We start from the raw sequence: 25332 nt of genomic DNA, 5'->3' as shown, positions 1-25332 counted from the left end.
CGTTATAGTAGTGCCTCATAGCAACCTCCAATATTAAACTTGTGGTAAAACTGATGAAGAAAACGTTATTTGCAGGCTTTTATCTGGCATTGATCTTTATTGGCTCCCTTTTCTTAGTTTTTGAAAAAGGCAGCGTAATGTATCCTGCACTCATATCGGTCAGTGTATATGCCGTTTTATTCGGTATTTTAATGGTGTTAACAGCTCGCTGGTTATTTTCTGCGGTGATCACCAGTACATTATTTATCACCATAAAATTCCTGAATCAGTTAAAAGTTCATTATTACAAAGAACAACTCTTCTTTAGTGATATCAACATCATGACGGACACTTCCAATATGGGGACTTTAGGCCACTATTGGTTAGCGGGTGTCGCCTTGGTTGGGTTGCTTATATTATTAGTCATTAATGGGGTTATTAGCTGGCGGTTGCTCAAACCGAGTCAATCAAAAATTACTCGCGTCATTGGTGTTGTTCTTATTGTTGCAGGTTACTTCGGTATTAACTTAACAAGCTCACATTATTATGACAGATGGTCTCAGACGTTGCCAAAAGGCCGTGGGACAGTGACCAATATTATTATGTCGGCACAGAATGCGAGTTACCAATCCCCTGAATTTGCAGGTTCAGCCGATTATTTTGTGGAAAAAGCAGCGGCAGTTTCCTTAGAAAATAATGCGGTATCAGAAAAACCAGACATTGTTTTATTATTGCAAGAATCTACCGTTGACCCACATATTTATGATTTACCTGAAGGAACCAAGCTTCCTGATTTATTCATGTTCCAGCAAGATAGTGGCGTGAGTGCGCATAGTCAGATGCGGGTGCAAACTTTTGGCGGTGGGACTTGGTTATCTGAATTCTCAGCGCTAACTGGCTTAAATAGCGATGATTTCGGTGCGCAAAAAAGCGGTGTATTTTATTTTATCGTTGACCACCTTAAAAATAGCCTATTCAAAGAAATGAAGGCTAATGGCTATTATACAGTGGTACTTACCCCCTTTAATAAAGGTGCTTACCACTCAGGCCATGCTTATGAAACGCTTGGGGTTGATAGAATTATTCAACCACAAGAACTCGGCTATCCAGGTAAACTACAAGATAACTTATGGACGATCAGCACCGATGACATGCTGAAATACGTGAAAGAAATCTTATCTAAAGAAACAGATAAACCCGTATTTATTTTCTCTCTTACAATGTATGAGCATGGCCCTTACAAAGAGAGTCACAGTGATGACTATGGCATAAAAGACAAAATTAAAAACCCCGATGCTGCAGGCGAATTTAGCCATTATATGGACAAAATCGTAACCTCAGATACATCAATACGTGATTTTGCTGAATTTATTGAAAAACGTGAGCGCCCGTTGATGTTTTTATACTTTGGTGACCATCAGCCAGGCATTAGTTTAAATCAGTATAATTCTTCATTTTCATCACCTGCTTATCTAACACAATTTACTTTGCGAGATAATTTGAAATCAGGGGCTGCGATAAAAACGGGCCAGTTAACGGATATTTCCTTCTTAGGCGGAATTTTATTAGAAAGGGCAAATCTAAAAATCTCCCCATTTTATGAGGCCAACATCAAAATGCGTCACTTATGTGACGGCAAGTTGAATGATTGTGAAGATCAAAAGCTACTTGATAGCTACCGCAACTATGTTTATGGAACTTTAGACGCAGCCAATGCGAATAAAGGTGATATTCAGTAAAATGTTATTATCAGCCGTAGATATTTATGATATTTACGGCTGATCCCCTCTTTTTTGCTATTCCCTACCTTAAATCTTAATATTTTCTTAAAAACTATTATTTTTTTACGCTTTCTAGTTTTAATAATAAAACCATTCGTTGTTTTTTTTGTCTTAATTTTAGTTAATTTTTCTGTGAAATTAGGTGCTCATTTAGAGCTTTAGAATAGTTTAACGCTAGAAGACAATGAATATGAAATATTTGGTCACGGGAAGTGCAGGTTTTATTGGTTTTAAGCTTTGCCAACGTTTATTAGAGAATGGGCATGAGGTTGTCGGAATCGATAACTTAAATGCGTATTATGATCAGGGGCTTAAGCAATCCCGCTTACATTTACTGGAACAGTTTCCTTTATTTCGCTTTATTCATCTTGACCTTACTGATCGTGAAACTGTTCGGGTATTATGTACCCAAGAGCAATTTGACCGAGTCATTCACCTAGCGGCACAAGCGGGAGTCCGTTACTCATTGGAAAACCCATTTGCTTATGCAGATAGTAATTTAACTGGGCACCTCGCTATTCTAGAAGGCTGTCGCCAAGCAAAAGTAAAACATTTGGTCTACGCCTCTTCAAGTTCGGTGTACGGCGTAACCGATAAGACGCCATTTACCACTGACATGGCAACCGATCACCCGATTTCCCTCTATGCGGCGACAAAGAAAGCCAATGAATTAATGGCGCACTCCTATTCACATTTATACCAGCTACCGACCACAGGACTGCGCTTTTTTACAGTGTATGGCCCTTGGGGCCGCCCAGATATGGCTCTATTTAAATTCACCAAAGCTATTTTGGCGGGCGAGCCTATTGATGTCTATAATAACGGCAATCTCAGTCGTGATTTCACTTTTGTTGATGATATTGTCGAAGGTGTGATCCGTATTTCAGATATAATTCCACAAGCAAACCCGAATAATCATTCGGCATCACCGGCAGAAAGCAGCGCGCCATATCGAATCTATAATATCGGTAATGGGCAGCCCGTTAAGTTGATTGAATTTATTTCTGCATTAGAAAAGGCACTGGGTAAAGAAGCGATTAAAAACTTTTTACCTATGCAAGCGGGTGATGTGTACACCACTTGGGCAGATACGGAAGACTTGTTTAATGTGACGGGTTATCGCCCACAAGTTTCTATTGAACAGGGTGTTCAGGCATTTGTTGATTGGTACCGTTCTTATTATCATCAATAATATCAATAAGCTGTAACATCTTTAGCAGGATTTGAGAGGCAAGTTTGAAAATAGCAATCGCAGGAACCGGCTACGTTGGCCTATCTAACGCCATGTTGCTGTCACAACACCACGAAGTGGTTGCGGTGGACATCATCCCTGAAAAAGTGGCGATGTTAAATAACCATCAATCACCCATTGTTGATGCAGAAATTGAGCAGTTTTTAACGGAAAAGACCCTCAATTTTCGCGCAACAGAAGATAAAACTGAGGCCTATACAGGGGCTCAATATGTGATTGTGGCGACACCAACCGACTATGACCCAAAAACCAATTACTTTAATACTCAATCGGTTGAGTCCGTTATTCATGATGTGAATACAATCAACCCTGAAGCGACGATTATCGTGAAATCCACTATCCCTGTGGGCTTTACCGCACGGTTACGTGAAGAATTTGGCTATACCAACGTGATTTTCTCTCCTGAGTTTTTACGTGAAGGCCGTGCCTTGTGGGATAACTTACATCCTTCCCGTATTGTGGTGGGAGAGCGTTCAGAGCGCGCGAAAATTTTTGCAGATTTGCTGCTGGAAGGTGCGATTAAAAAAGACGTTCCCGTGTTATTTACCGATGGCACCGAAGCCGAAGCGATAAAACTGTTTGCCAACACTTACTTAGCGATGCGTGTGGCGTACTTTAATGAGCTCGACACCTATGCAGAAAGCCGCGGTTTAAATGCACGCCAAATTATTGAAGGGGTCTCTTTAGACCCACGTATTGGCAGCCATTATAACAACCCCTCATTCGGTTACGGTGGTTATTGTTTACCGAAAGATACCAAACAGTTGCTGGCAAACTACGATGATGTGCCGAATAACTTGATTAACGCCATTGTGGAATCGAACCGTACCCGCAAAGACTTTATTTCCGATGCAATTATTGCTAAAGCACCGCGTAAAGTCGGTGTTTATCGCCTAGTGATGAAAGCAGGGTCAGACAACTTCCGCGCTTCAGCAGTGCAAGGCATCATGAAACGTATTAAAGCTAAGGGAATTGAAGTTGTCGTTTATGAACCCGTAATGAAAGAAACCGAATTTTTCCGTTCTAAAGTAGTCAATGACTTAGCGGAATTTAAAGCTCAATGCGATATCATCTTAGCAAATAGAATGGTACCTGAGATCGAAGATGTAGCCGATAAAGTCTATACTCGCGATTTATTTGGTAACGATTAAAACACGTTTATGGGGTAGGTTGGCATCGTGCTAACCTACCTCTGTATATTAAGACCTAATAACCTTATCTATTTTGTGCCATAGTGCACAAGTTACCTATTTTTAAACGCTACTCTGCAACAATCGCTAAGAAATGTTGTTTGCCATTTGCTAGCATCCGTCAATTGATTAAAAATTGGCTATTTTGTTATGCAGAAAATCATAAAAAAACAAAGAGACGGTTTTATCACCTTTCAAAAAGAAGGTGAGATAGATTTTTGGCAAATTGTTAATGATTATATTGATGGGAAGATCACGGGTAAGAATTTAAGTAGCGGAAATATCGATAGAAGCGTTGCTCGCATTCAAGTTAATGGGCAAAATTTTATTATTAAATGTGAGAAAGAACGTGATAAGCGTTTTGAAAAACGGTTGATGCGTATTATTTCAGGCCCTTTTTATTCACAGTTATTAATGCGGTTAGTCTCTGCTCAAAACAAAGGCTGTGTGGTAACCAATGACATCTATTTCGTTGCTGAAAAAATGGTCGGTCGTGAGTCAGTAGAAACATGGATTATTGCTGAGTATGTAGAAGGAACTGTTTTATCTGAAATTGATGATATCAAGCCTTACTATACAGAGATGAAAGCCATTATAAACCAATTACATAGATATGGTTTATCTTCTAATGATATCCATGCAGGGAATTTTGTTATAACCAATGAAGGGCTTAAGGTTATTGATTTATCAGACTATGGTAATTTTGCTATTTGCAAAGCGAATGATTTAATTGCATTACAGCGTTTTTACGATATCGAACCCGATAGTAAAAATTTTGCTTATCGATTTATTCGTTTCAGAGATAACTTCCGTCATTGGTCAAGAAAAGTAAGAGGGAAGAAAACTCGGCTCTAGTGTGTTATGCCAAGTTTTCATTACAATAAAGTTATCGAAACAGCAAAAGCTATCGATCACAACAAAACTATTGATAAAGCGCATCTAAAAATTCAGGGATAAAACTGCCCGTCCCATGGCAACGCTGGGTTGCGGCTTCTCCGGCTTGTTTCATGATAGCGCAAGCCGCGGCAACATTCTGCAGCCTATCACCCGGTAGAGTGCAACATGCAGCAACCACCGCGGAAAGAGCGCATCCCGTACCGACCACTCGAGTCATTAAAATATGGCCGCCAGTAACCGCGAAGGTGCGTGTTCCATCAGTGATGTAATCCACTTCCCCGCTTATCGCAACAATTGTCTTAGCTTGTCTCGCTAATAATTGTGCTGCGGGAAGGGCGTCATCAGTGGAGTTAAGGGAATCAACGCCTCTGCCGCCAGCACTGCTTCCTGCCAATGCCATAATTTCAGAGGCATTACCGCGAATAGCAGCAGGCTTGAGAGCCAGCAATTCATGGCAAAAATGGGTGCGAAAGCTGAGTGCACCTGCGGCAACAGGGTCAAGTACCCAAGGTTTTTTCGCCTGCTCCGCACTGTTAACCGCACATTTCATCGCATATCGGCGCTCAGTGGTTAATGTGCCGACATTAATTAGTAAGCCATGGGCGATAGCGGCAAACTGCTCCGCTTCTTCAGGTTCAATGACCATGGCTGGGGAGCAGCCGAGTGCTAACAGGACATTGGCAGTGAAGGTCTGAACAACGTCGTTTGTCATGCAATGAACCAGAGGGGATTGAGATGCAAGTTGCTGTAGTACCAGTGATTTCGTCGTGTTGCTGATGTGTTCAAATTCTAACATGATCCCCTCATTGATAGTGATAGAGTATAGATTCGTTGATTTATTCTACACTCTATCCGCTTTAATGAAAGAATGGCTTAATCTGCGAGGTATTTCTCCATGACCATTCCACCGGCTCCTTGAGCAACAATTTCGTATGAATCATTGGCGGGATAAATACGTGTCTTAATATGAGGAAAAATAGAGAGTTTTTCCTCAATAGACTTTTTGGTCATCTCAAAAAAGTGATTTTTAGGGGTTAGAGTTCCACCGCATACCACCACATCTGCTTGGGTAGTTAAGATAGCATTCGCGATAGCGATACCATAATAATAGGCCGCTTCGCCAAGTGCTTCGAGACACAAGGCATCGTTCAATGTAAGTGCTTGGAAAATAGTATGGTAACTAATTTCAGACTCATTATTAACTAATTCATTGATTATTGAGCTCTTACCCAATCTAAGTTGCTGGATCACGCGTGACTTAATCGCAGACAGTGAACTATATTGCTTTAAACAGCCAAATGACCCACATTCGCAGCGTTGGCCATTTATATCAATTGTCGTATGGCCAAAGGCTTGAGCAGTACTAATGGGAGCCGGAGCGTATTGGTTGTTGATGATGGTACAACTGCGAATATCAGTATCACAGGTTGTGAATAAAAACCGTTGGCTATCAGAAGTATAGCGTAAACGATACTCAGCAAAAGCGGCAAAACTAATCCCGCTCCCGAGTAATACAAAACAAGGGACTTTATTGGAAATATAGTCGTGAAGTTCTTTTATTCGTGAGTGATATTGATGATATGGCAGTTTATCACGTTCTAAAATATGGTCGATGGCGATTCCTATACCCAACAAACTTTTTACGTTAAGTCCATGTTCAGCTAATAAAACGTCTAATTTATTAAGCAGATGGTCCACCATGTTTTCTGCGGTTTCTAGGTGCTCATATTTCACTTTTACTATCCCTAAAATATCTAACTTTAGGTTTTGTAAAACAATCGTTGAGTATATATCACTCATTTCAATGCCAATCAGGTAACCATCCGCAGCATTAATGCTGTAGAGGATAGGTTTACGACCTCCTGTCGACTCCCCGAGTTCAGAGGTCGAAATTAAGTGGTTTTTTCCCAGTTCATCAAGTAACCGAGCGCAAGTTGCAGGTTTCATGCTGGCAAGTGATGTCAGCATTTCTGCCCTAATGGGGCCGTGGTTTAAAATTAACCGGTAAAGAGTTTTTAGTTTTTGTGTTTTTGAATTTTTTGAGGTGCGAAATTCATTTAATAGTGTATGTAACAAGCGCCTCACTCCTTTTCATTCCGATTCTTGCGCTAAAGATTAGCAAATATACGCATAAGATTCTGCTTCTTGTGACACATCATAGCTAAAATCTTTTTCTTAAAATGAGATTAAGATCGCTGTTCTGTTTTTAAATTGCTTTATGATCGATTTTAACAATTTTTAGCCGATGTCAATTTGGAGACAACCATGCATCATACAAAAGATATTCTAGAAAGCTTGAGCTTTATTCAGTCTCGCACAGGTATTAAACCAACAGTGGGTATTATTTTAGGCTCAGGACTAGGCCCGTTCGCGGATACATTAGAAAATGCCGTCCATATTCCTTATAGTGAAATTCCACATTTTGCCAAATCTGAAGCCGTAGGGCATGCCAATGAATTGGTGATCGGCACTATCGCAGGTAAAAATGTGGTTGCCATGAAAGGCCGTTTTCACTACTACGAAGGCTTTTCCCTTGACCAAGTCACTTTCCCTGTGCGTTTGATGAAAGCATTGGGTGTCGAAAAATTGATTATCACCAACGCCTGCGGTGCAGTAAATACTGACTTCAACCCGGGTGACCTGATGATTATTACCGATCATATTAATTTAACGGCAAATAATCCATTGATGGGGCCAAACAACCCTGAATTAGGTGTTCGTTTCTTAGATGTTAGTGAGGTGTATAATAAAGAATTACGCCAAACAATCAAAGATGTAGCGGCTGAACAAGGTGTCTCTGTTCGTGAAGGTGTTTATGCATGGTGGACTGGCCCAACGTATGAAACCCCTGCTGAAATTCGTATGATCAGAACCTTAGGCGCAGACGCTGTCGGTATGTCTACTGTGCCAGAAGCGCTAGTTGCCCACCATTCACAAATTAAAACTGTCGGTATTTCCTGTTTAACCAATATGGCTTGCGGTATTTTAGAGCAGCCACTTAGCCATGACGAAGTTATTGAAACAGCAGAAAAAGTTAAAGCGACTTTCTTGAAACTAGTGACTGGCGTGATTGCTCGTTTCTAGTTTTATAAGTTCTTTTTCTCAAAATAATATAAAGATGTCCATAACGCTAAAGTAAGGTGAATATTGAGATGAAATTTAAAGGTCTGATTTTAGTTTCTTTAGGCGCTTGTAGTTATGGCATTCTTTCAACGCTTGTGGTGTTGGCTTATCGTGCAGGGTATTCCTTGAATGATGTCATCGGTAGCCAGACAGTATTAGGTGCGATTTTACTGTGGTTTTTTGTTGTTACGGGTGCATTGGTAAAAAAAGCGCGCCTAGTATGGCCAACACGCAGGCAAGGCCTATTAATGTTACTCACTGGGACGACAACAGGGTTAACCGGGCTTTTGTATTATGCATCATTGCAGTATTTGTCTCCGGCACTTGGTGTTGTCTTATTTTTGCAATTTACATGGATGGGGGTTGCAATTAACGCATTTATTAGTCGCCAAATACCTCCCGTGATGACCATGGTATCTGTTGTGGTGATATTAATCGGAACAGTATTAGCGACAGGTTTGTTAAATAGTTCTGGGATCGTATTTCACTGGCTTGGTGTGTTATTAGGATTATGTGCAGCGTTATCAAATGCTATTCGTGTTTATGTCAGTGGTGCATTAGCGGTTAAAACAGATCCTATGATGCGTTCTGCAATCATGGTAACAGGAGGCGCAATTTTGACATCAATTGTCGTTCCGCCAACATTCTTACTGAGTGCATCAACGTTTCAATCTCTATTTTTCTCATATGGATTACCTCTGGCTTTCTTTGGTTCTTTCTTTGGCATGTGGATGTTTGCTAAAGGAACCCCGCTGATCGGTACCAGCTTAGCGACCATTGTTAGCTCAATGCAGCTGCCCGTCACGATTTTATTATCCGTGACAGTATTGCAGTTACCCCTTGAATTAATTCAGTTTGTTGGTGTTGCTGTCATCCTCATGGGTGTTGCCATTGCTGAGTTGAAAATAAAAACAAATAAATATAACTCCAAACGGAGCTTTGTATGAACATTAAATCCCGCTTGAAAATCATGCTTTTCCTGCAATATTTTGTTTGGGGAAGTTGGTTAGTCACACTCGGTTCCTACATGATGAAAACATTGAGTTTTTCAGGTGCAGAAGTCGGTATGGTGTATAGCTCAAAGGGTATTGCTGCCATTCTAATGCCCGGGCTTATCGGAATCATTGCAGATAAATATATTCCAGCAAATCGTTTATATATGATTTGCCATTTAATTGGGGCTGCTGCATTGTTTTATGCCGCAACAGTCACGAGTTCAACCGTTATGTTCTGGGTGATGTTAATTAATGCAATGGCCTTTATGCCAACGATTGCACTTTCAAATAGCATCAGCTACTCATCATTAAGCCAATATCAGCTCGACTCAGTGAGTAACTTCCCACCTATCCGGGTATTTGGTACGGTTGGCTTTATTGTTGCAATGTGGAGTATTAGCTTATTGAAATTTGAGCTAAGTAGTATGCAACTTTATATTGCAGGTGGTAGCTCATTACTTTTAGCGCTTTATTCATTAACTTTGCCAAAAATTGATGTGAATAAAAAAGCGATTTCAAGTAGTTGGATCAGTAAGCTCGGTTTAGACGCTTTAGTGTTATTCAAAAAGCCCATTATGGCAGTGTTTTTCTTATTCGCTATGTTACTTGGCGCAGTCTTACAAATTACTAATACGTTTGGTAACCCATTCTTGCATGACTTCGGTCTGAACCCGTTATACCAAGATAGCTTGGTGGTTCAGTATCCATCGATACTGTTATCGATTTCTCAGATGGCAGAAGTGTGTTTTATTTTAGCAATTCCATTTTTCTTGAAACGCTATGGCATTAAAACTGTCATGTTATTAAGCATGTTCGCATGGACACTACGATTTGGCTTCTTTGCATTTGGTGACCCGTCTGCCATCGGGCTGATGTTCTTGATCATGTCGATGATTGTTTATGGCTGCGCATTTGATTTCTTTAATATTTCAGGTTCCATCTTTATTGAAAGAGAAGTGGATACGCGTATGCGCGCGAGTGCCCAGGGCTTATTTATGACGATGGTTAACGGTGTTGGTGCCTATTTCGGTGCGATACTTAGTGGGTTGGTTGTCGACTATTATACGGTGGATGGTATTAAAGATTGGCAAATGATTTGGTTAGTTTTTGCTTCTTATACCGTAGTCTTAGCAATAATTTTCCAATTTACGTTCCATTATCACCACGATAAAGACGCAGCATTGAAAGAAGCCAAATCTAGCTAAGATAAGTCGTTAGAAATAACATTCAATTTAAGGGAAAACCATCAATTTGGTTTTCTCTTTTTTTGGGTTTTAACGCTAAACATAATTACGTTTTCCGCGCAAAATATGCTCAGTTAGCGTTTCTTCCGCAAGGGTAAATTCTTTTGCTTTGAGTTGTTCAATTAATTGCTGATGTTGGCGTGTAGACTCATAATAATATTCATTGCGATAAATAGGGTCAGGCTGAAAATAGACTCGCTGGCGAATATTATCCGCTAAATCTAAGAAAACCGAGTTATCCAGTAATTCCAAGAAGAAACGGTGGAATCGTTCATCTTCTTTTATCCAACCTTGATAGTCATTTCCTTTCAATAATTCATCTTGCCGTTCAATAATAGCCTTTAAGATAGAAAAATGTTCATCAGTTAAATATTCACGAACTAATTTAATTGCATGGGACTCAATTGCTAAGCGTAAATCATAATTATCTCTGGTCTCTTTTAACGATAGTTTCTGAATAAAAACACCTTTACGAGGGATAATTTTGACTAAGCCTTCATTCTGTAATTGATATAAGGCTTCGCGAATTGGAGTACGACTCATACCGAGTTCCTCAACTAAGCTATTTTCAGAGGTATAACTTTCCTCTCCAAATTGCTTTCTGAGAATTTTATGTTTAATTGCAGTATAGGCTTGTTGGCTTAGTGGTTTATCTTTCATCAGGATCTTGTGTTAACAATAGAAATTTTAGTGAGTATAGAAAGGAATAGATTGGTATACAAGTAATACACTAGTTTTATATTATTTAGGATGCTGTTAAATTTTGGTGGGTAATTGAACTTAACTTGTTGAATAAACCGGCATCCTTGCCAGTTTCTAGACTAATACAACTCAGGACGTCGGTTTTGCATACAAGGTAATTTTTCTCGTGTCTCTGCGGTATGCTGTGTTGATATTTCAGCAAAAAATAGTGTCTCATCGTAGCCAGCAGATGCGATAGTTACGCCAAGTGCATCACAAACAAGGCTGCGACCAATAAAAATATTACCCGTTTGGTCGCATGCGCAAACAGGGATCGTGTTCTCCAAAGCGCGTGCTTTAACTAATGTTTGGTAATGCTCTTCTTTTAGTGGCCCGCTTACCCATGCTGTGGGAACGAGTATAAGGTCAGCGCCAGCTAAGGTTAGTTTTCGAGCAACTTCAGGGAAACGCAGTTCATAACAGACTAAAACGCCAATTTTGCCAAATTCAGTTTCCACAGGTTTTAATTCATTATTACTTTGAATGATATTAAGGGATTCCTGATATGAAAAGGCATCGTATAGGTGGGTTTTTTGGTAGTGATAGATAAGCTCACCTTGGCGGTTCAACATAATTGTCGTGTTGAATGCTCTTTTCGGCTCATTCGGGGCACTTTCATAAATTCCACAAGTCACATAAATACCGCATTGTTGAGCAGTTTTTGCCAACTGAGAGACAAAAGGGCCATCAACAGCTTCTGCGACATCAGCATAGCTAATACCACTATCTGCTGGAACAAAAGCCATAAACATTTCCGGCAATAGAACGAGGTCGGCACCACCTTGAGCGGCTTTTTGTATAGCTTCGCATGCTTTTTTTAAATTTTGAGCTTTATCTGGACTACTGGCTAGCTGAGCAATTGCAATCTTCATAGAGTCTCCTTATTCAAAAAATTTCGCAGCACCTGAAATTGCCGCTAATGTTTCACCAGCATCAATGCGCTTTTTAACATCAATTTCAGCATGTTGAGCATTAAGGGCTCGTTGGCGATACTCTTGCAGAGTCACTTCATCAGCGACTAAAATGCCATCGCCATCTGCAATGATTAAATTACCAGGATGGATCGTTACGCCGTCTATACTAATCGGCACATTAATTGCGCCTTCAATACCTAAAATTCGCGTTGTTAACGGACTCACTTTACGTGCATAAATAGGAACGCCAATCTCACGTAATGCTTTGATATCGGTGACACAACCATCAATAACCGCGCCGGCAATTTTCTTTGCCCGTGCCATATAAGAAACCATCTCGCCCCAACAAGCGCGATCATAATCCCCTGACATATCGATACAGACAACGTCGCCTTCTTGCACGATGTCGAACACCTTATGTACAGCAGATGAGTCCATATGTGGAATACGTACTGTTACAGCATTACCAATAAATTGGCATTGTTCAATTTGTGGGCGTAATGTTTTGAGAAAACCGAAGTCAGTCATATGTCCGATAGTTGACGGGCAAACATCACGGCAACTTTCGATAATTTCAGGGCTAAAACAGGCAACACGAGGATTTAATGTAAACATAGGGACACCTTTATTTATTGAATATAATGTGCTTTGGGTGAAAATTAGTCAGGGTTAACAGCAGCTGCTAAAGGTTTATCTGGCTGAATAAAAAACCAGCAAATAATCGCTAAACTGATAGGTATCACATTGAAAAGTAAAGCGACGGTCCAACCAAAATGCTGTGCAAGCCAGCCACATAGAATGGGGGAAATAACACCACCGAGATTGCCCCATAAATTCATCCATCCACTGACAGAGCCTGCATATTGGCGGCCCTTATCCGCAGCGATTGCCCAAGAGGTCACAACTGGCAATCCTAGAGAACCGAGTGCGAGGGTGAGCCATGCAACACTTGCAATGGCACTTTCAGTTTGAGCCGCACCGCAAATACCCACGATAAATAGAATAAAACCGGTAATGGCGATATATCCCCTCGCGACTAACTGTGAGTATCCTTTGTTGAGTAACCAATCAGAAATTGAACCTGCAGTGAGTACTGCGATACAAATTGCTAACCAAGGAAAGCTGGCAGCAATACCCATTTCGGTTAATGAGAAGCCACGAGCCTCTTGTAAGTAGGTGGGGAGCCAAATCATAAATAAGGTGGTCATATAGGCGACAAAAAAGTATTGGAAACCAACCGCCCAGAACGGACGTTCTTTCATAAATTTTCGCCAAGGGGCTTTAACATCAGCACCGCCTTGCTCACTAATTGTTCGGCCTCCTTGGATAAACGCAATTTCACTTTGAGAAATTTTAGGATGTTGTTCAGGTTTATTTCTGGCAAAGAAATACCAAACCATACCGATAAGAATACCAATCACACCGAAGATATAGAAAACGGCATGCCACCCGAATGAAATCATAATAAATACGGTAAGGGTAGGGGCAATCACAGGCCCAAAATAGGAACCAGCAAGTAAGAAACTAGCTGCCCGTGCCTTTTCATTTTGGCGAAACCACCATGTATTAAAGACGGCATTTGCAGGGTAGAGCGGCGCTTCTCCAACACCAAATAGGAAGCGTACGATGCATAACCAAATATAGGTAGGGGCAACGACCGTTAATATTGTGAATGCGGACCAAATGTAAAGGCTAATAGTTGCGATAAGCCTGCTACCAAACCGTTCTGCAAGTATGCCGCTTGGAATTTGGGCAAGCGCATAGCCAAGTGAAAATAGCGCACCCAAAAAGCCAAATTGAACTTTGCTCATTCCTAAATCGGTCATCATATGTTCGGCAACAATGGAAATATTTGCGCGGTCCATATATGCAATCAAACCGATAATAAAAAATATTGCTGCTAATCCCCAACGTAAACGCCCTGGTGAGTCTTTTGTTGCTGGTGTTACAACAGAATCATTATGTGACATAGAGTTACCTTTTTATTGGTTTGTCGAGGTAATCAACCTTATTGTATTTATATTGAATTCAACTTGTATACAAGATGGATGTTAATAAGCAGTTATTGTGGTGTCAAAGATCTGTTTTGTTATCTGTGATTGAACTCAAAACATTTGATTGATTTATGAGCGAGATCTTATTTTTGGAAAAAACAGGGAGGAAATTAAATTTACGATTAAAAATCAAGTTTTTATGTGATTTTTGTAGGGGTTGATTTAATCGATATTATTCATTATTTGGAAAAGTATAATTAATACTGTGGCAGTAGTTCATTTTTCTCCTAATACTGCTTGGATAAAAAAATTTTAATATCTTCGAAGGGTTATTGTGGAATATAAGCCCAAAGTTCATGAAAATTGGTACCTATTTCGAGTTAGTTTGAAGATCTTTTCAAAGAGAAAAGCCAAACGATCAATAAGATTACTTCATCGGTTGGCTTCTTTATAGATTAAAACCGTTACAGAGTGATTATTCGATGTTCTGAATTTGTTCTCTCATTTGTTCGATTAATACTTTGAGTTCAACTGCTGAAGTTGTGACTTCGCTATTAATTGATTTTGACGCTAATGTATTTGCTTCACGGTTAAATTCTTGCATCATAAAGTCAAGACGGCGGCCAGTTGCCTCTTTTTTCTTCAAGATATTACGTGTTTCTTTAACGTGTGCTTCTAAGCGATCTAATTCTTCTGCAACATCAACACGTTGCGCTAATAAAATAAGCTCTTGCTCTAAGCGGTTGTTATCCACTTGGATTTCAGCCTCTTCTAACTTGTTTTGTAAGCGTTCACGTTGCCATTGTAGAATTTCTGGCATGTGTTGACGTACTTTGGCGACTTCAACTAAGACGCCATCAAGGCGCTGTTCGATGAGCGCATGCAATGAAGCACCCTCAGCTTCACGGCTTTGAATGAAAGCATCAATCGCTTCATCTAAACCCGCCATTAATTGTTCGCTGATGACATCTAAATCTTGTTCGCCAGCTGACATCACTCCAGGCCAACGCAAAATTTCTAATGGGTTGATTTCACCTTCATGGCTGTAATTTTTAACCCAATTCGCTGCACTGATTAACTGGCGTGCTAATTGCTCATTTAGGATTAATTCACCACGATTTGCACCGTCTAACTCAAAGCGTAGACTACACTCCACCTTTCCACGTGTTAAGCGAGAACGCAGGCGCTCACGAATGACGGGCTCAAGGCTTCTAAATTGCTCAGGTAAGCGAATATACGTTTCTAAATAACGTTGGTTTACGGAACGCAGCTCCCAGGCCGCATTCCCCCATTCACCCTTGATATCCCGACGGGCAAAAGCGGTCATACTACGGATCATAATTCGTTCCCATTATCGTAAAAATTTAGGGGATTATAACGCTATGCAGGATGACAGGATAGGCATTATCGCTTGAACAACGTATAATGCGTCCCAATTTGAGTTGATAATGGAGATAACACCATGCGCCCAGCAGATAGACAAGCAGACCAAATGCGCCCGATTACCATCACGCGCAACTATACTAAGCATGCAGAAGGCTCTGTTCTTATTGAGTTTGGCGACACGAAGGTGTTATGTAATGCAACTGTTGAAGAAGGCGTTCCTCGCTTTTTAAAAGGGCAGGGGCAAGGTTGGGTTACCGCGGAATACGGCATGTTACCGCGCGCAACAAACTCACGTAATCAACGTGAAGCTGCGCGAGGCAAACAGACGGGTCGTACGATGGAAATCCAACGGTTAATCGCACGTTCTTTGCGTGCCGCGGTTGATCTTAAAAAATTAGGTGAGTACACAATTACTTTAGACTGTGATGTTATCCAAGCGGATGGCGGCACGCGTACAGCAGCGATTTCTGGTGCATGCGTAGCGCTAGTTGACGCACTGAATAACATGGTTGAGCAAGGTAAAATTGCAAAAAGCCCACTAAAATCAATGGTCGCTGCCGTCTCTGTTGGAATTGTCAATCAAGACGCTCTATGTGACCTTGAATATGTTGAAGATTCTGCGGCTGAAACTGATATGAATGTTGTCATGATGGATGATGGCCGAATGATTGAAGTGCAGGGCACAGCAGAAGGCGAACCATTTAGTCATGAAGAGCTATTGGCTCTATTGGCGTTAGCTAAAACAGGTTTAAATACCATTTTTGAAGCTCAGCGAGAAGCGCTGAAGTAAGTTAATCATTAATTAGGCGGCTGAAAAGTCGCCTTTTTTATGCCTGCTGGTTCATAAATCAATTAGCCAGCCTTGAATATAGATAAATAATCATCAACGAGGAGAATGACCAATGAAAGCCTATCAGCGCGATTTTATCGAACTTGCCATGAAAAAACAGGTACTTAAATTTGGTGAGTTTACGCTGAAATCAGGTCGTAAAAGCCCTTATTTTTTCAATGCGGGGTTATTTAATACAGGGCGTGATCTGGCACTTGTCGGTCGTTTTTATGCACAAGCATTACAAGATAGTGCCATCGAGTGTGATGTCATATTTGGTCCAGCGTATAAAGGGATCCCAATCGCAACGACGACAGCAGTAGCGCTTTCTGAGCACCATGACATTGATATGCCATATTGTTTCAATCGCAAAGAAGCTAAAGACCATGGCGAGGGTGGTATGTTAGTCGGGAGTCCTTTGCAAGGGCGTGTTGTAGTCGTTGATGATGTCATTACTGCAGGAACGGCAATCCGTGAGTCAATGGAAATTATTAAACAACAACAAGCTACGTTGAACGGTGTTCTGCTATGCCTTGACCGCCAAGAAAAAGGGAAAGGTGAAATTTCAGCAGTACAAGAGGTTGAGCGTGACTATGGCTGTAAAGTTTACTCAATTATTACCATGAGCGATTTAATCACTTACCTCTCTGAGCAGGAAGGTATGCAGGAACATTTAGCGGCTATGAAGGCTTACCGTGAACAATACGGAATTGAATAAAAAAAAGCCCTCGCCCAATGATGGGCGGGGTGAGTAGTATAAATAATCGGTTATTGTAACTGAGCTAGAATTAAAGGCCAGCGTGATTCAAATTCGACGGTTGGCCGATAACGAAACTCAGAACGCACAAAACGAGAGAGCATTCCTTCACAAAAGGCTAGTAGCTGAGAAGCAAGTAGTGACTCATCATGAATAAACCCATGGCCATCACGTATTTTTTTCTCTTTTAGCACTTGCCGTAATTGTGATTCTATACGTTCAAATAATTGATTAATACGATCTTGCAGCCTATCTTGCTCAAACATCAGAGCATGGCCGGTCATTATACGCGTTAGCCCAGGGTTTTTCTCGGAAAAACCCAGTATTAGGGCAAGTATTAGTTTAATTCTAATTATCGTATCTTTTTCATCACTTAATATCAGATTAATGCGCGAAACCAACGAGTCTTCAATAAACCCAATGAGGCTATCGAACATTTTCATTTTACTCGGAAAATGACGATACAGCGCAGCCTCTGAAACACCAACCGTAGCAGCAAGTTTTGCTGTTGTGATACGTTGGCTACCATCACTACTTTCTAACATTAACGCAAGAGCCTGTAAAATCTCATCACGCCTGTTACGTTTTTGTGTTGTCGCTTTTTCTGCCATGTCTAATAAGACCCCTGCTAAAACAGCAAAACAAACTATCCAAAATTTTGCTCTTAGTAAAGAGACTTACGAAGCAAAATGGATTTAAACAATATTTAAAATGTAAGTAATGTTGAGCAAGCTTCCTGAAAGAAAATATGCGGTTGATTGTTTTTATTCATAAAGATAGAACCTAATTCAGGTTCTATCTAGCATATTCGTTATCAGGATATTCTATTTATTGACGGCCAGAGTGGCCGAAACCGCCAGCCCCACGCTCTGTTGCGTCAAAGTCATTAACAATATTAAATTCAGCTTGAACAACTGGGACAAATACCATTTGCGCCATACGTTCACCAGGTTCAACGGTAAAAGCTTTGTCACTGCGGTTCCATACAGACACCATGAGTTGGCCTTGGTAATCCGAATCAATGAGACCAACTAAGTTACCAAGTACAACACCATGTTTATGACCTAAACCGGAGCGAGGTAAGATGACAGCAGCAAGACTTTCATCAGCAATGTGAATAGCTAAACCTGTTGGAATAAGCTCTGTTTGACCTGGTGCCAAATCAATTGGTGCATCAATGCATGCACGTAAATCTAAACCAGCAGAACCCGTGGTGGCATAGGCTGGTAGAGGAAATTCATTACCGATACGGCTATCAAGGATTTTTAGGTCAATTTTTTTCATAACGTTGAAGTATCTCGTCAAGTAAATAGTGGCTTAATTCATTTTTATTACAGTGAGGCAAACGGGTATCACCGTTGGCATCAAAAAGATGTAACGCATTGTTATCGCTATTAAATCCGTTATCTGCTAGTGATACATCATTGGCACAAATAAGGTCGAGTTGTTTTTGTTGTCGTTTTTGGCGTGCATATTCTTCCACATTTTGGGTTTCAGCTGCAAACCCAACAACATATGGCCTATTGTGTTTTAGATTTCCAACACTCGCGACGATGTCTGGGTTTTTGATAAGTGTAATCGAAACTTCATCACCTTGTTTTTTTATTTTATTTTCAGCAATGTTTTTTGCTCGATAATCTGCAACTGCTGCGCAACCAATAAAAATATTTTGCGTTGAAATCGTTTTATGGACTTGTTCATACATTTCTAAGCCACTAATGACATCAACCCGGTTAACCCCTTCAGGTGTTCCAATATTTACAGGACCCGCAATTAAAGTGACTTCTGCTCCACGTTGGCTAGCAGCCTTAGCAATGGCAAAACCCATCTTTCCCGAACTATGGTTACTGATAAAACGAACGGGGTCGAGTGCTTCCCGTGTTGGGCCCGCAGTGATCATTAATTTGATGCCTTGTAAGTCGAGTTTAGGGGTAAAAAACTCACTGGTTAGACGAACAATTTCTAGTGGGTCAATCATGCGACCTGGGCCAATATCACCACAAGCTTGGCTACCTGCGTCTGGCCCCCAAATCATACATTGGCGTTGTTGCAATTTGATTAAATTTTCTTGCGTTGCTTTTGCTCTGTACATTTGCTGGTTCATTGCCGGCACAAGTGCAACTGGTGCTGCGGAAGCAAGACAAACCGTTGTGAGCAAATCATTTGCCATTCCTGCACTGAGGCGAGCAATTAAATCCGCAGTAGCAGGCGCGAGAATAATAATATCCGCCCACTTAGCGAGCTCAATGTGGCCCATTGCGGCCTCTGCGGCTGGGTCGAGTAGGTCATCAGAAACAGGGTGCCCTGAAACGGCTTGTAAGGTTAAAGGCGTAATAAAGGCTTTTGCACCGTCAGTCATGACAATGCGCACAACTGCCCCTTTATCGCGCAAACGGCGGGTGAGTTCAGGGATCTTATAAGCGGCAATGCCCCCACTGATACCAATAACTATCTGCTTACCTAATAGTGATAGTTGATTCATTATTTTTATCCAATACGGTCAACATGGGTGGCATATTACCACAGAGAAGCTAGAGGTGGCGCGCTCGATTTTTCGTCACAGTACTATTTTTGCGAAGCGCTACGCAAACCCATATGCGAGGGGTTGTGAATGTTTTCTAGGCTAGATAAAAAAGGTGAAATGGATTTAGGGACAAAGAATATGATGAGTGAACATCTAGACTTACCACCAAGAGAAAAGCTACTTGCATACGGTGCGGCTGCGTTATCTGATGCTGAGCTACTTGCTATTTTTTTGCGTACAGGGAGCCAAGGTGAACCTGTCTTGCAACTTGCGAAGCGTTTAATACAGGAGTTTGGTTCGGTCTATTTGCTTTTACAAGCAGACTACGAAAAACTAAAACAATGTAAAGGAATGGGGAGCTGTAAATTTACCCAATTGCAGGCTGTCAGTGAGTTGGCTCGCCGTTTTTTCTCTGAACAGTTTTTACATGAAGATGTGATGACTGGGCCTGAGCAATTGAAAGCAAAGTTGCTGGATTTATTCGCAGGGCAAGAGCGCGAAGTCTTTGTCGTGATATTTTTAAATAATAAAAATCAGATTATTTGTCATGAGGAATTGTTTAAAGGTACTTTGAACAAAGTTGAAGTTCACCCCAGAGAAATCATTCGCTTTGCCATAAAAATGAATGCAAACGGGATTATACTTGCCCATAATCATCCATCTGGTAACCCAGAACCCAGCACCGCAGATAGGCAGGTGACAGAACGGATCCAGCGTGCTTGCGTTATTATGGGGATTAAACTACTTGACCATTTTGTCGTCGGACACAAGCAATGTGTGTCATTTGTAGAGCGAGGATGGTTATAAAATTATTTTTTTGTCTAAAAAATGACAACTTTCTTTGCGTTGGGCTTGAGTGAAAACGATGTAAAGCGTATACTACGCCACCTTTAAGGATCTTGGGTTTGGCGAGAAGGGCCTATCTCAGTAAATTTTTACGTTTTAGTAAAGTAAATCTTTATTTAGGTATCAACGGTTTTTTCAGTCAATGAAAGTTTGCTGAGATGGGCTCCTAAGCCTGACGAGGCGGCCATACCCAGAACAAAAAAGCTCGAGCTGATTAGATTTTTGGAGAATAGACATGTCACGAGTCTGCCAAGTTACTGGCAAGCGTCCAATGAGCGGCAACAACCGTTCACACGCATTAAACGCGACCAAACGTCGTTTTTTGCCAAACCTGCACTCTCACCGTTTCTGGGTTGAGTCTGAGAAACGTTTCGTAACACTGCGTGTATCTGCTAAAGGTATGCGTGTTATCGATAAAAAGGGTATTGATGCTGTTCTTGCTGAACTGCGTACCCGTGGTGAGAAGTACTAAGGAGCTAAAAAATGGCTAAAGGTATTCGCGAGAAAATCAAGCTAGTCTCTTCTGAAGGTACAGGTCATTTCTATACCACTACGAAGAACAAGCGCACAATGCCAGAAAAACTGGAACTGAAAAAATTCGATCCAGTTGTTCGTAAGCATGTGATCTACAAAGAAGCAAAAATCAAATAATTTTGCTTTCTGCGTTAAAAACTCAGCTTCGGCTGAGTTTTTTTTTATCTAAAATTTGGGTTGTCGCTGATATGTGCATTCGAAGCTATGACCATGATTATGAAAGTAGTAACATAGTAAGTATTCATTGAATTAATAATGATATTTGTTGTCGAATGACTATCGTCTTTTACATATAGACTTGACTAAGAGTGCCTGGTGAAAAAACAGTTTAAAAAAATTCTTGTGATCAAGATGAGGTTTCATGGGGACATGTTGCTGACAACACCGGTTATCAGCTCATTAAAACACCGATATCCTGATGCTGAAATTGATGTTTTACTTTATCAGGATACTATCCCCATTCTCTCTGAAAATGCTGAAATTAACGCGTTATACGGCATATCTGGGAAAAAAAGTGGTGGGCTGAGTAAAGCATGTAATTTTATTAAGTTGCTGCTAAAGCTGCGTAAAAATAAATATGATTTAGTTGTTAATCTAGCAGACCAATGGATGGTGAGTGTATTGGTTCGGGCTATTCCTGCTAGCACAAAAATTTCCCATCAGTTTGCCCATCGAGATTCTAAATATTGGCGTAACAGTTTTACGCATTTGACAGAGCCTGAGGGCGAGCATGTTGTTCTAAATAACTTATCAGTGCTCAAGCCGTTAGAAATAAAAGAACTAAAAACACATCTAACGATGGCTTATTCAGAGCAGGATTGGAAAAATATTGATGAAAGGCTGTTAAGACTGGGTGTTCATAGCAGTTATGTCGTTATTCAACCAACAGCACGCCAAACTTTTAAGTGCTGGGATAATGAAAAATTTTCAGCCGTCATCGATGCATTGCAATCTCGTGGCTATCAAGTAGTTTTAACTTCGGGGCCGAGTAAAGAAGATTTAGAATGTATCAATGAGATTGCAAATGGCTGCCAAACAAAGCCTGTTACTGAACTTGCAGGGAAAACTTCATTTCCTGAGCTAGGCGCATTGATTGCTCATGCCGCTTTATTTATTGGTGTTGATTCTGCACCAATGCACATTGCAGCAGCCGTCAATACACCCATTGTGTGCCTTTTCGGTGCGACAAATCATGTTTTTTGGCGGCCTTGGAGCGATAATAGCGTGCAATTTTGGGCGGGAGACTATGAACCCATGCCGCCGCGAAATGAACTTGATCGCAGTAAAAAATATTTATCTATTGTCCCTGCATCCGATGTAATTAAAGCAACAGAGAAAATGTTGCCGATGAATATTCGCTCTATGATGACAAGGTATTAACATGAATTTGGCATTTTGCTTATATAAATACTTTCCGTTTGGTGGGTTACAACGGGATTTTCTACGTATTGCAACCGAATGCCAATCACGTGGGCATCACGTACGTGTCTATACCCAATCATGGGAAGGTGATAAGCCGGATGGTTTTGAAATTATTATCGTGCCGGTGACATCGAAGACGAATCACGGACGCAATGCACAATATTATGACTGGGTGTTGGCACATTTAAAGCAGCATCCTGTTGAGCGGGTAATTGGCTTCAATAAAATGCCAGGCCTGGATGTGTATTATGCAGCAGATGTCTGCTATGCCCAGAAAGTCGCTGAAGAAAAAGGTTTTTTTTATAAGCTGACACCTCGCTATAAACATTATGCCGAATTTGAAAAAGCCGTTTTTGCTGTGGGGAAACCGACACAGTTATTAATGTTAACGCCACATCAAATTAGTCATTTTAAAAAGCATTATGAAACCGAAAATGAGCGTTTCCATATGCTGCCTCCCGGTATCGCCCAAGATAGAAAGTATGATAAGCAAATTGTAGATGCGAAAAGAGTTTATCGTGAAAAAAATCAAATACCTGAGTCTGCATTTTTAGTATTACAGGTGGGTTCTGACTTCAAACGCAAAGGTGTTGACCGTACGATAAAAGCCATTGCGGCATTGCCCGATGAGATTAAGAAAAACACGTTATTGATGGTAGTTGGCCAAGATAAACCGGCGAAATACCAGCAATTAGCGAAAACGTTAGGCATCGGTTCGCAAGTTTCTTTCTTTAGCGGCCGTAATGATATTGCAGAATTAATGGCTGCAGCCGATATATTAATGCACCCGGCTTATCAAGAAGCGGCAGGTATTGTGTTATTAGAAGCGATTACTGCAGGTTTACCGATTATTGTCACAGAAGTGTGTGGATATGCTTCATTTATTAGCCAAGCTCAATGCGGTATTGTGATAAGCGAACCCTTTGAACAAACGGTTTTAAATTTGGCATTAGTCGATAGCTTAAAGAATTCGGTTCAATTAGCGCAATGGGCAAGTAATGCGCGACATTTTGCGGATACAGAAGATTTGTATAGTTTACCAGAAAAAGCCGCAGATATTATTTTAGGGGGAAACAAATGATTGACTTAAAAACCCCTTTTAATGAATTGTGGAAAAACAAAGATCCTTTTATCGAGACAGATAAGTTACAAGGTGAAGTTTTTCGTGCGTTAGAGACGCGTAAAACGCTGCGTTTTGAACTTGAAGGGCGCAGCTATTTTATAAAAATTCATTATGGGACTACACTGAAAGAAGTCCTTAAAAACTTATTATCTTTTCGGTTACCTGTATTAGGGGCGGATAGAGAGTGGAATGCTATTCATCGACTTACTCAAGTGGGAGTTGATACTATGAATGGCCGAGCTTTTGGGCAAAAAGGGATTAACCCTCTTCGTCGCCACTCCTTTATTATTACTGAAGATTTAACCCCGACGGTGAGTTTAGAAGATTATTGTGCGAATTGGCTAGATAACCCGCCAACGTTTAGTACTAAACAAATGATTATTCGTCGAGTCGCGCAGATGGTGCGTAAAATGCACGCGACCGGTATTAACCATCGTGATTGTTATATTTGCCATTTTTTACTGCATTTGCCATTTGCGGGAAATGAAGAACAGCTAAAAATATCGGTTATTGATTTGCACAGAGCACAACTCAGAAATTCTGTTCCAACTCGCTGGCGAAATAAAGACTTAATTGGTTTATATTATTCATCATTAAATATTGGGCTCACTCAGCGTGATATTTTTCGTTTTATGAAGATCTATTTTGGCTTATCGCTACGAGATATCTTGCAACAGGAAGCGCTATTGATCGCTAAAGCGGAAAGTAAAGCAGCACAAATTAAAGAACGTACAATTAGAAAGTCATTGTGAGTCAAGAGAGAAGAGAGATATAAATGTTCTTCAATAAAGAAAATGCGGTTACACAGCAAATTGATTTATCGTCACCTGATGCGATTGTTAATAATGATAGCTTACATATTTCCTATGGTATTGACCGTAATTTTTTATATGGTTGTGGGATCTCGATGGCTTCTTTATTAAAAACAAATCCTGATATCTCTTTTTCATTTCATGTATTTACTGACTACTTTGATAACGAGCAAAGTCAATTATTTAAACAGCTTGCAGAGCAATATAAGACGAGTATTAGAGTTTACTTGGTTGACTGTGAACAGCTTAAATCGCTGCCGAGTACCAAAAATTGGTCATATGCAACGTATTTCAGGTTTATTATTGCGGATTACTTTTCAAATCAGCTAGATAGAATGATCTATATGGATGCAGATATTATGTGCCAAGGGACGCTGCAGCCATTGTTAAATATTCAATTTAAAGATGATGAAATCGCTGCTGTTGTGCCTGAAAGGGATCGCAATTGGTGGCAAAAAAGAGCTGATGCTTTAGGTGTCCCGGGTATTGCTTCGGGGTATTTTAATGCAGGGTTTTTAGTTTTAAATTTAGTGAATTGGTCAAAATTTGATATCTCAACGAAAGCAATGGATTTACTTTCCCAAGATACTGTGAAAGCAAAATTATCCTATTTAGACCAAGACATTTTAAATATGCTATTAACAGGGAAAGTTATTTACCTTGATGGCAAGTACAACACTCAATACAGCATCAATTATGAGCTGCAAAAAGGTAAAAAAGAGAACCCAATAACGTCTGAAACTGTATTGATTCATTATATTGGCCCAACTAAGCCTTGGCATGAGTGGGCAAATTACTCAACAGCTCAGCCCTTTATTAATGCAAAAAATGCATCACCTTGGAAAGACATTCCGTTACTGAAGGCTAAAAGCAGTAATCATTTGCGCTATTGTGCTAAGCATATGTTTAACCAGGGAAACATTCTCTCTGGTATAAAAAATAATCTTCAGTATTTTTTGGTTAAATTAAGTAAATAATAATTGGGCAAG

At 40.5% G+C, this 25332-nt stretch carries 26 protein-coding genes; 16 read left to right on the top strand and 10 right to left on the bottom strand.

The features are described from left to right. The first annotated feature begins 53 nt into the window (after nucleotides 1-53). From PR800_RS12095 to PR800_RS12080, 4 genes are all read left to right on the top strand, one after another. Nucleotides 54-1718 (top strand): LTA synthase family protein, encoded by a 1665-nt coding sequence (locus PR800_RS12095; protein ID WP_272530913.1) that lies wholly within the window; start codon nucleotides 54-56, stop codon nucleotides 1716-1718. 232 nt (nucleotides 1719-1950) lie between these two features. Further along, entirely contained in the window at nucleotides 1951-2952 is a 1002-nt protein-coding gene (locus PR800_RS12090) for an NAD-dependent epimerase (protein ID WP_102140576.1), read from the top strand. A gap of 44 nt (nucleotides 2953-2996) precedes the next feature. Further along, nucleotides 2997-4163, top strand: coding sequence for a nucleotide sugar dehydrogenase (locus tag PR800_RS12085; RefSeq protein ID WP_102140573.1), 1167 nt, complete (start codon nucleotides 2997-2999; stop codon nucleotides 4161-4163). A 189-nt stretch (nucleotides 4164-4352) separates the two neighbouring features. Then, complete coding sequence (locus tag PR800_RS12080; RefSeq protein WP_102140572.1) at nucleotides 4353-5057, top strand: lipopolysaccharide core heptose(II) kinase RfaY; 705 nt, start codon at nucleotides 4353-4355, stop codon at nucleotides 5055-5057. Nucleotides 5058-5124: 67 nt separating this feature from the next. Here the strand turns inward: PR800_RS12080 and thiM are convergent, their stop codons facing one another. Together thiM and PR800_RS12070 are read right to left on the bottom strand one after the other, a co-directional pair. After that, nucleotides 5125-5895 (bottom strand): hydroxyethylthiazole kinase, encoded by a 771-nt coding sequence (gene thiM / locus PR800_RS12075; RefSeq protein ID WP_102140571.1) that lies wholly within the window; start codon nucleotides 5893-5895, stop codon nucleotides 5125-5127. Nucleotides 5896-5972: 77 nt separating this feature from the next. Continuing rightward, nucleotides 5973-7067, bottom strand: a complete 1095-nt coding sequence (locus PR800_RS12070) for an ROK family protein (protein ID WP_229597494.1) — start codon at nucleotides 7065-7067, stop codon at nucleotides 5973-5975. 297 nt (nucleotides 7068-7364) lie between these two features. Between PR800_RS12070 and PR800_RS12065 the strand changes: the two genes are divergently transcribed. From PR800_RS12065 to PR800_RS12055, 3 genes are all read left to right on the top strand, one after another. Then, nucleotides 7365-8183 carry a purine-nucleoside phosphorylase gene (locus tag PR800_RS12065; protein WP_181489991.1) on the top strand — a complete coding sequence of 273 codons (819 nt, stop codon included), beginning with the start codon at nucleotides 7365-7367 and terminating at the stop codon, nucleotides 8181-8183. Between the two features lie 68 nt (nucleotides 8184-8251). Beyond that, a complete protein-coding gene (locus tag PR800_RS12060) occupies nucleotides 8252-9169 on the top strand; it encodes a DMT family transporter (protein ID WP_181489990.1) in 918 nt (305 codons plus the stop codon). Further along, nucleotides 9166-10422, top strand: a complete 1257-nt coding sequence (locus tag PR800_RS12055; RefSeq protein ID WP_102140567.1) for a nucleoside permease — start codon at nucleotides 9166-9168, stop codon at nucleotides 10420-10422. Before PR800_RS12060 ends, PR800_RS12055 begins: the two co-directional genes overlap by 4 nt. A 75-nt stretch (nucleotides 10423-10497) precedes the next feature. Here the strand turns inward: PR800_RS12055 and PR800_RS12050 are convergent, their stop codons facing one another. From PR800_RS12050 to PR800_RS12030, 5 genes are all read right to left on the bottom strand, one after another. Further along, the gene (locus PR800_RS12050) at nucleotides 10498-11121 is read right to left on the bottom strand and encodes a GntR family transcriptional regulator (RefSeq protein ID WP_272530910.1); all 624 of its coding nucleotides are present in this window, start codon (nucleotides 11119-11121) and stop codon (nucleotides 10498-10500) included. 161 nt (nucleotides 11122-11282) lie between these two features. Further along, entirely contained in the window at nucleotides 11283-12074 is a 792-nt protein-coding gene (locus PR800_RS12045; RefSeq protein ID WP_181489989.1) for a carbon-nitrogen hydrolase family protein, read from the bottom strand. Nucleotides 12075-12083: 9 nt separating this feature from the next. Beyond that, nucleotides 12084-12731: an RraA family protein gene (locus PR800_RS12040; protein WP_102140564.1), complete on the bottom strand. Its 648-nt coding sequence runs from the start codon at nucleotides 12729-12731 to the stop codon at nucleotides 12084-12086. Between the two features lie 44 nt (nucleotides 12732-12775). Continuing rightward, nucleotides 12776-14086 (bottom strand): MFS transporter, encoded by a 1311-nt coding sequence (locus tag PR800_RS12035; protein WP_166267150.1) that lies wholly within the window; start codon nucleotides 14084-14086, stop codon nucleotides 12776-12778. A gap of 499 nt (nucleotides 14087-14585) precedes the next feature. Next, the gene (locus PR800_RS12030; protein ID WP_166267148.1) at nucleotides 14586-15449 is read right to left on the bottom strand and encodes a YicC/YloC family endoribonuclease; all 864 of its coding nucleotides are present in this window, start codon (nucleotides 15447-15449) and stop codon (nucleotides 14586-14588) included. 123 nt (nucleotides 15450-15572) lie between these two features. Here PR800_RS12030 and rph point away from each other — a divergent pair, with 123 nt between their 5' ends. Both rph and pyrE read left to right on the top strand, forming a co-directional pair. Then, the gene (rph, locus tag PR800_RS12025) at nucleotides 15573-16286 is read left to right on the top strand and encodes a ribonuclease PH (RefSeq protein WP_181489986.1); all 714 of its coding nucleotides are present in this window, start codon (nucleotides 15573-15575) and stop codon (nucleotides 16284-16286) included. Nucleotides 16287-16398: 112 nt separating this feature from the next. Beyond that, nucleotides 16399-17043, top strand: coding sequence for an orotate phosphoribosyltransferase (gene pyrE / locus PR800_RS12020; RefSeq protein WP_166267144.1), 645 nt, complete (start codon nucleotides 16399-16401; stop codon nucleotides 17041-17043). A 50-nt stretch (nucleotides 17044-17093) separates the two neighbouring features. Here pyrE and slmA read toward each other — a convergent pair whose 3' ends face one another. From slmA to coaBC, 3 genes are all read right to left on the bottom strand, one after another. Continuing rightward, the gene (gene slmA, locus PR800_RS12015) at nucleotides 17094-17693 is read right to left on the bottom strand and encodes a nucleoid occlusion factor SlmA (RefSeq protein ID WP_004265112.1); all 600 of its coding nucleotides are present in this window, start codon (nucleotides 17691-17693) and stop codon (nucleotides 17094-17096) included. A gap of 217 nt (nucleotides 17694-17910) precedes the next feature. After that, the gene (dut, locus tag PR800_RS12010) at nucleotides 17911-18366 is read right to left on the bottom strand and encodes a dUTP diphosphatase (RefSeq protein ID WP_166267142.1); all 456 of its coding nucleotides are present in this window, start codon (nucleotides 18364-18366) and stop codon (nucleotides 17911-17913) included. Beyond that, the gene (gene coaBC, locus PR800_RS12005) at nucleotides 18353-19564 is read right to left on the bottom strand and encodes a bifunctional phosphopantothenoylcysteine decarboxylase/phosphopantothenate--cysteine ligase CoaBC (RefSeq protein ID WP_181489985.1); all 1212 of its coding nucleotides are present in this window, start codon (nucleotides 19562-19564) and stop codon (nucleotides 18353-18355) included. The genes dut and coaBC overlap by 14 nt, the downstream gene beginning before the upstream one ends. A gap of 159 nt (nucleotides 19565-19723) precedes the next feature. Between coaBC and radC the strand changes: the two genes are divergently transcribed. The 7 genes from radC to waaO all read left to right on the top strand — a co-directional run bounded on the left by radC (nucleotide 19724) and on the right by waaO (nucleotide 25320). Further along, nucleotides 19724-20413 (top strand): RadC family protein, encoded by a 690-nt coding sequence (radC, locus tag PR800_RS12000; protein WP_375547321.1) that lies wholly within the window; start codon nucleotides 19724-19726, stop codon nucleotides 20411-20413. Between the two features lie 274 nt (nucleotides 20414-20687). Then, nucleotides 20688-20924, top strand: coding sequence for a 50S ribosomal protein L28 (gene rpmB / locus PR800_RS11995; RefSeq protein WP_004265123.1), 237 nt, complete (start codon nucleotides 20688-20690; stop codon nucleotides 20922-20924). 11 nt (nucleotides 20925-20935) lie between these two features. Continuing rightward, on the top strand, nucleotides 20936-21103 hold the full coding sequence (gene rpmG, locus PR800_RS11990; protein ID WP_004265124.1) for a 50S ribosomal protein L33: 168 nt from the start codon (nucleotides 20936-20938) through the stop codon (nucleotides 21101-21103). A 198-nt stretch (nucleotides 21104-21301) separates the two neighbouring features. Continuing rightward, entirely contained in the window at nucleotides 21302-22366 is a 1065-nt protein-coding gene (gene rfaQ, locus PR800_RS11985) for a lipopolysaccharide core heptosyltransferase RfaQ (RefSeq protein WP_210848672.1), read from the top strand. A 1-nt stretch (nucleotide 22367) separates the two neighbouring features. Beyond that, nucleotides 22368-23489, top strand: coding sequence for a glycosyltransferase family 4 protein (locus PR800_RS11980; RefSeq protein WP_195697943.1), 1122 nt, complete (start codon nucleotides 22368-22370; stop codon nucleotides 23487-23489). Continuing rightward, nucleotides 23486-24283 carry a lipopolysaccharide core heptose(I) kinase RfaP gene (gene rfaP / locus PR800_RS11975; protein WP_272530906.1) on the top strand — a complete coding sequence of 266 codons (798 nt, stop codon included), beginning with the start codon at nucleotides 23486-23488 and terminating at the stop codon, nucleotides 24281-24283. Before PR800_RS11980 ends, rfaP begins: the two co-directional genes overlap by 4 nt. 23 nt (nucleotides 24284-24306) lie before the next feature. Further along, entirely contained in the window at nucleotides 24307-25320 is a 1014-nt protein-coding gene (waaO, locus tag PR800_RS11970; RefSeq protein ID WP_239979114.1) for a lipopolysaccharide 3-alpha-galactosyltransferase, read from the top strand. The last annotated feature ends 12 nt before the right edge of the window (nucleotides 25321-25332 follow it).

Source organism: Providencia sp. PROV205, assembly GCF_028479505.1.
GTDB lineage: Bacteria > Pseudomonadota > Gammaproteobacteria > Enterobacterales > Enterobacteriaceae > Providencia > Providencia huaxiensis.
Note: the sequence above shows the minus strand (reverse complement) of the source record. Positions and strands in the feature narration are given on the sequence as shown.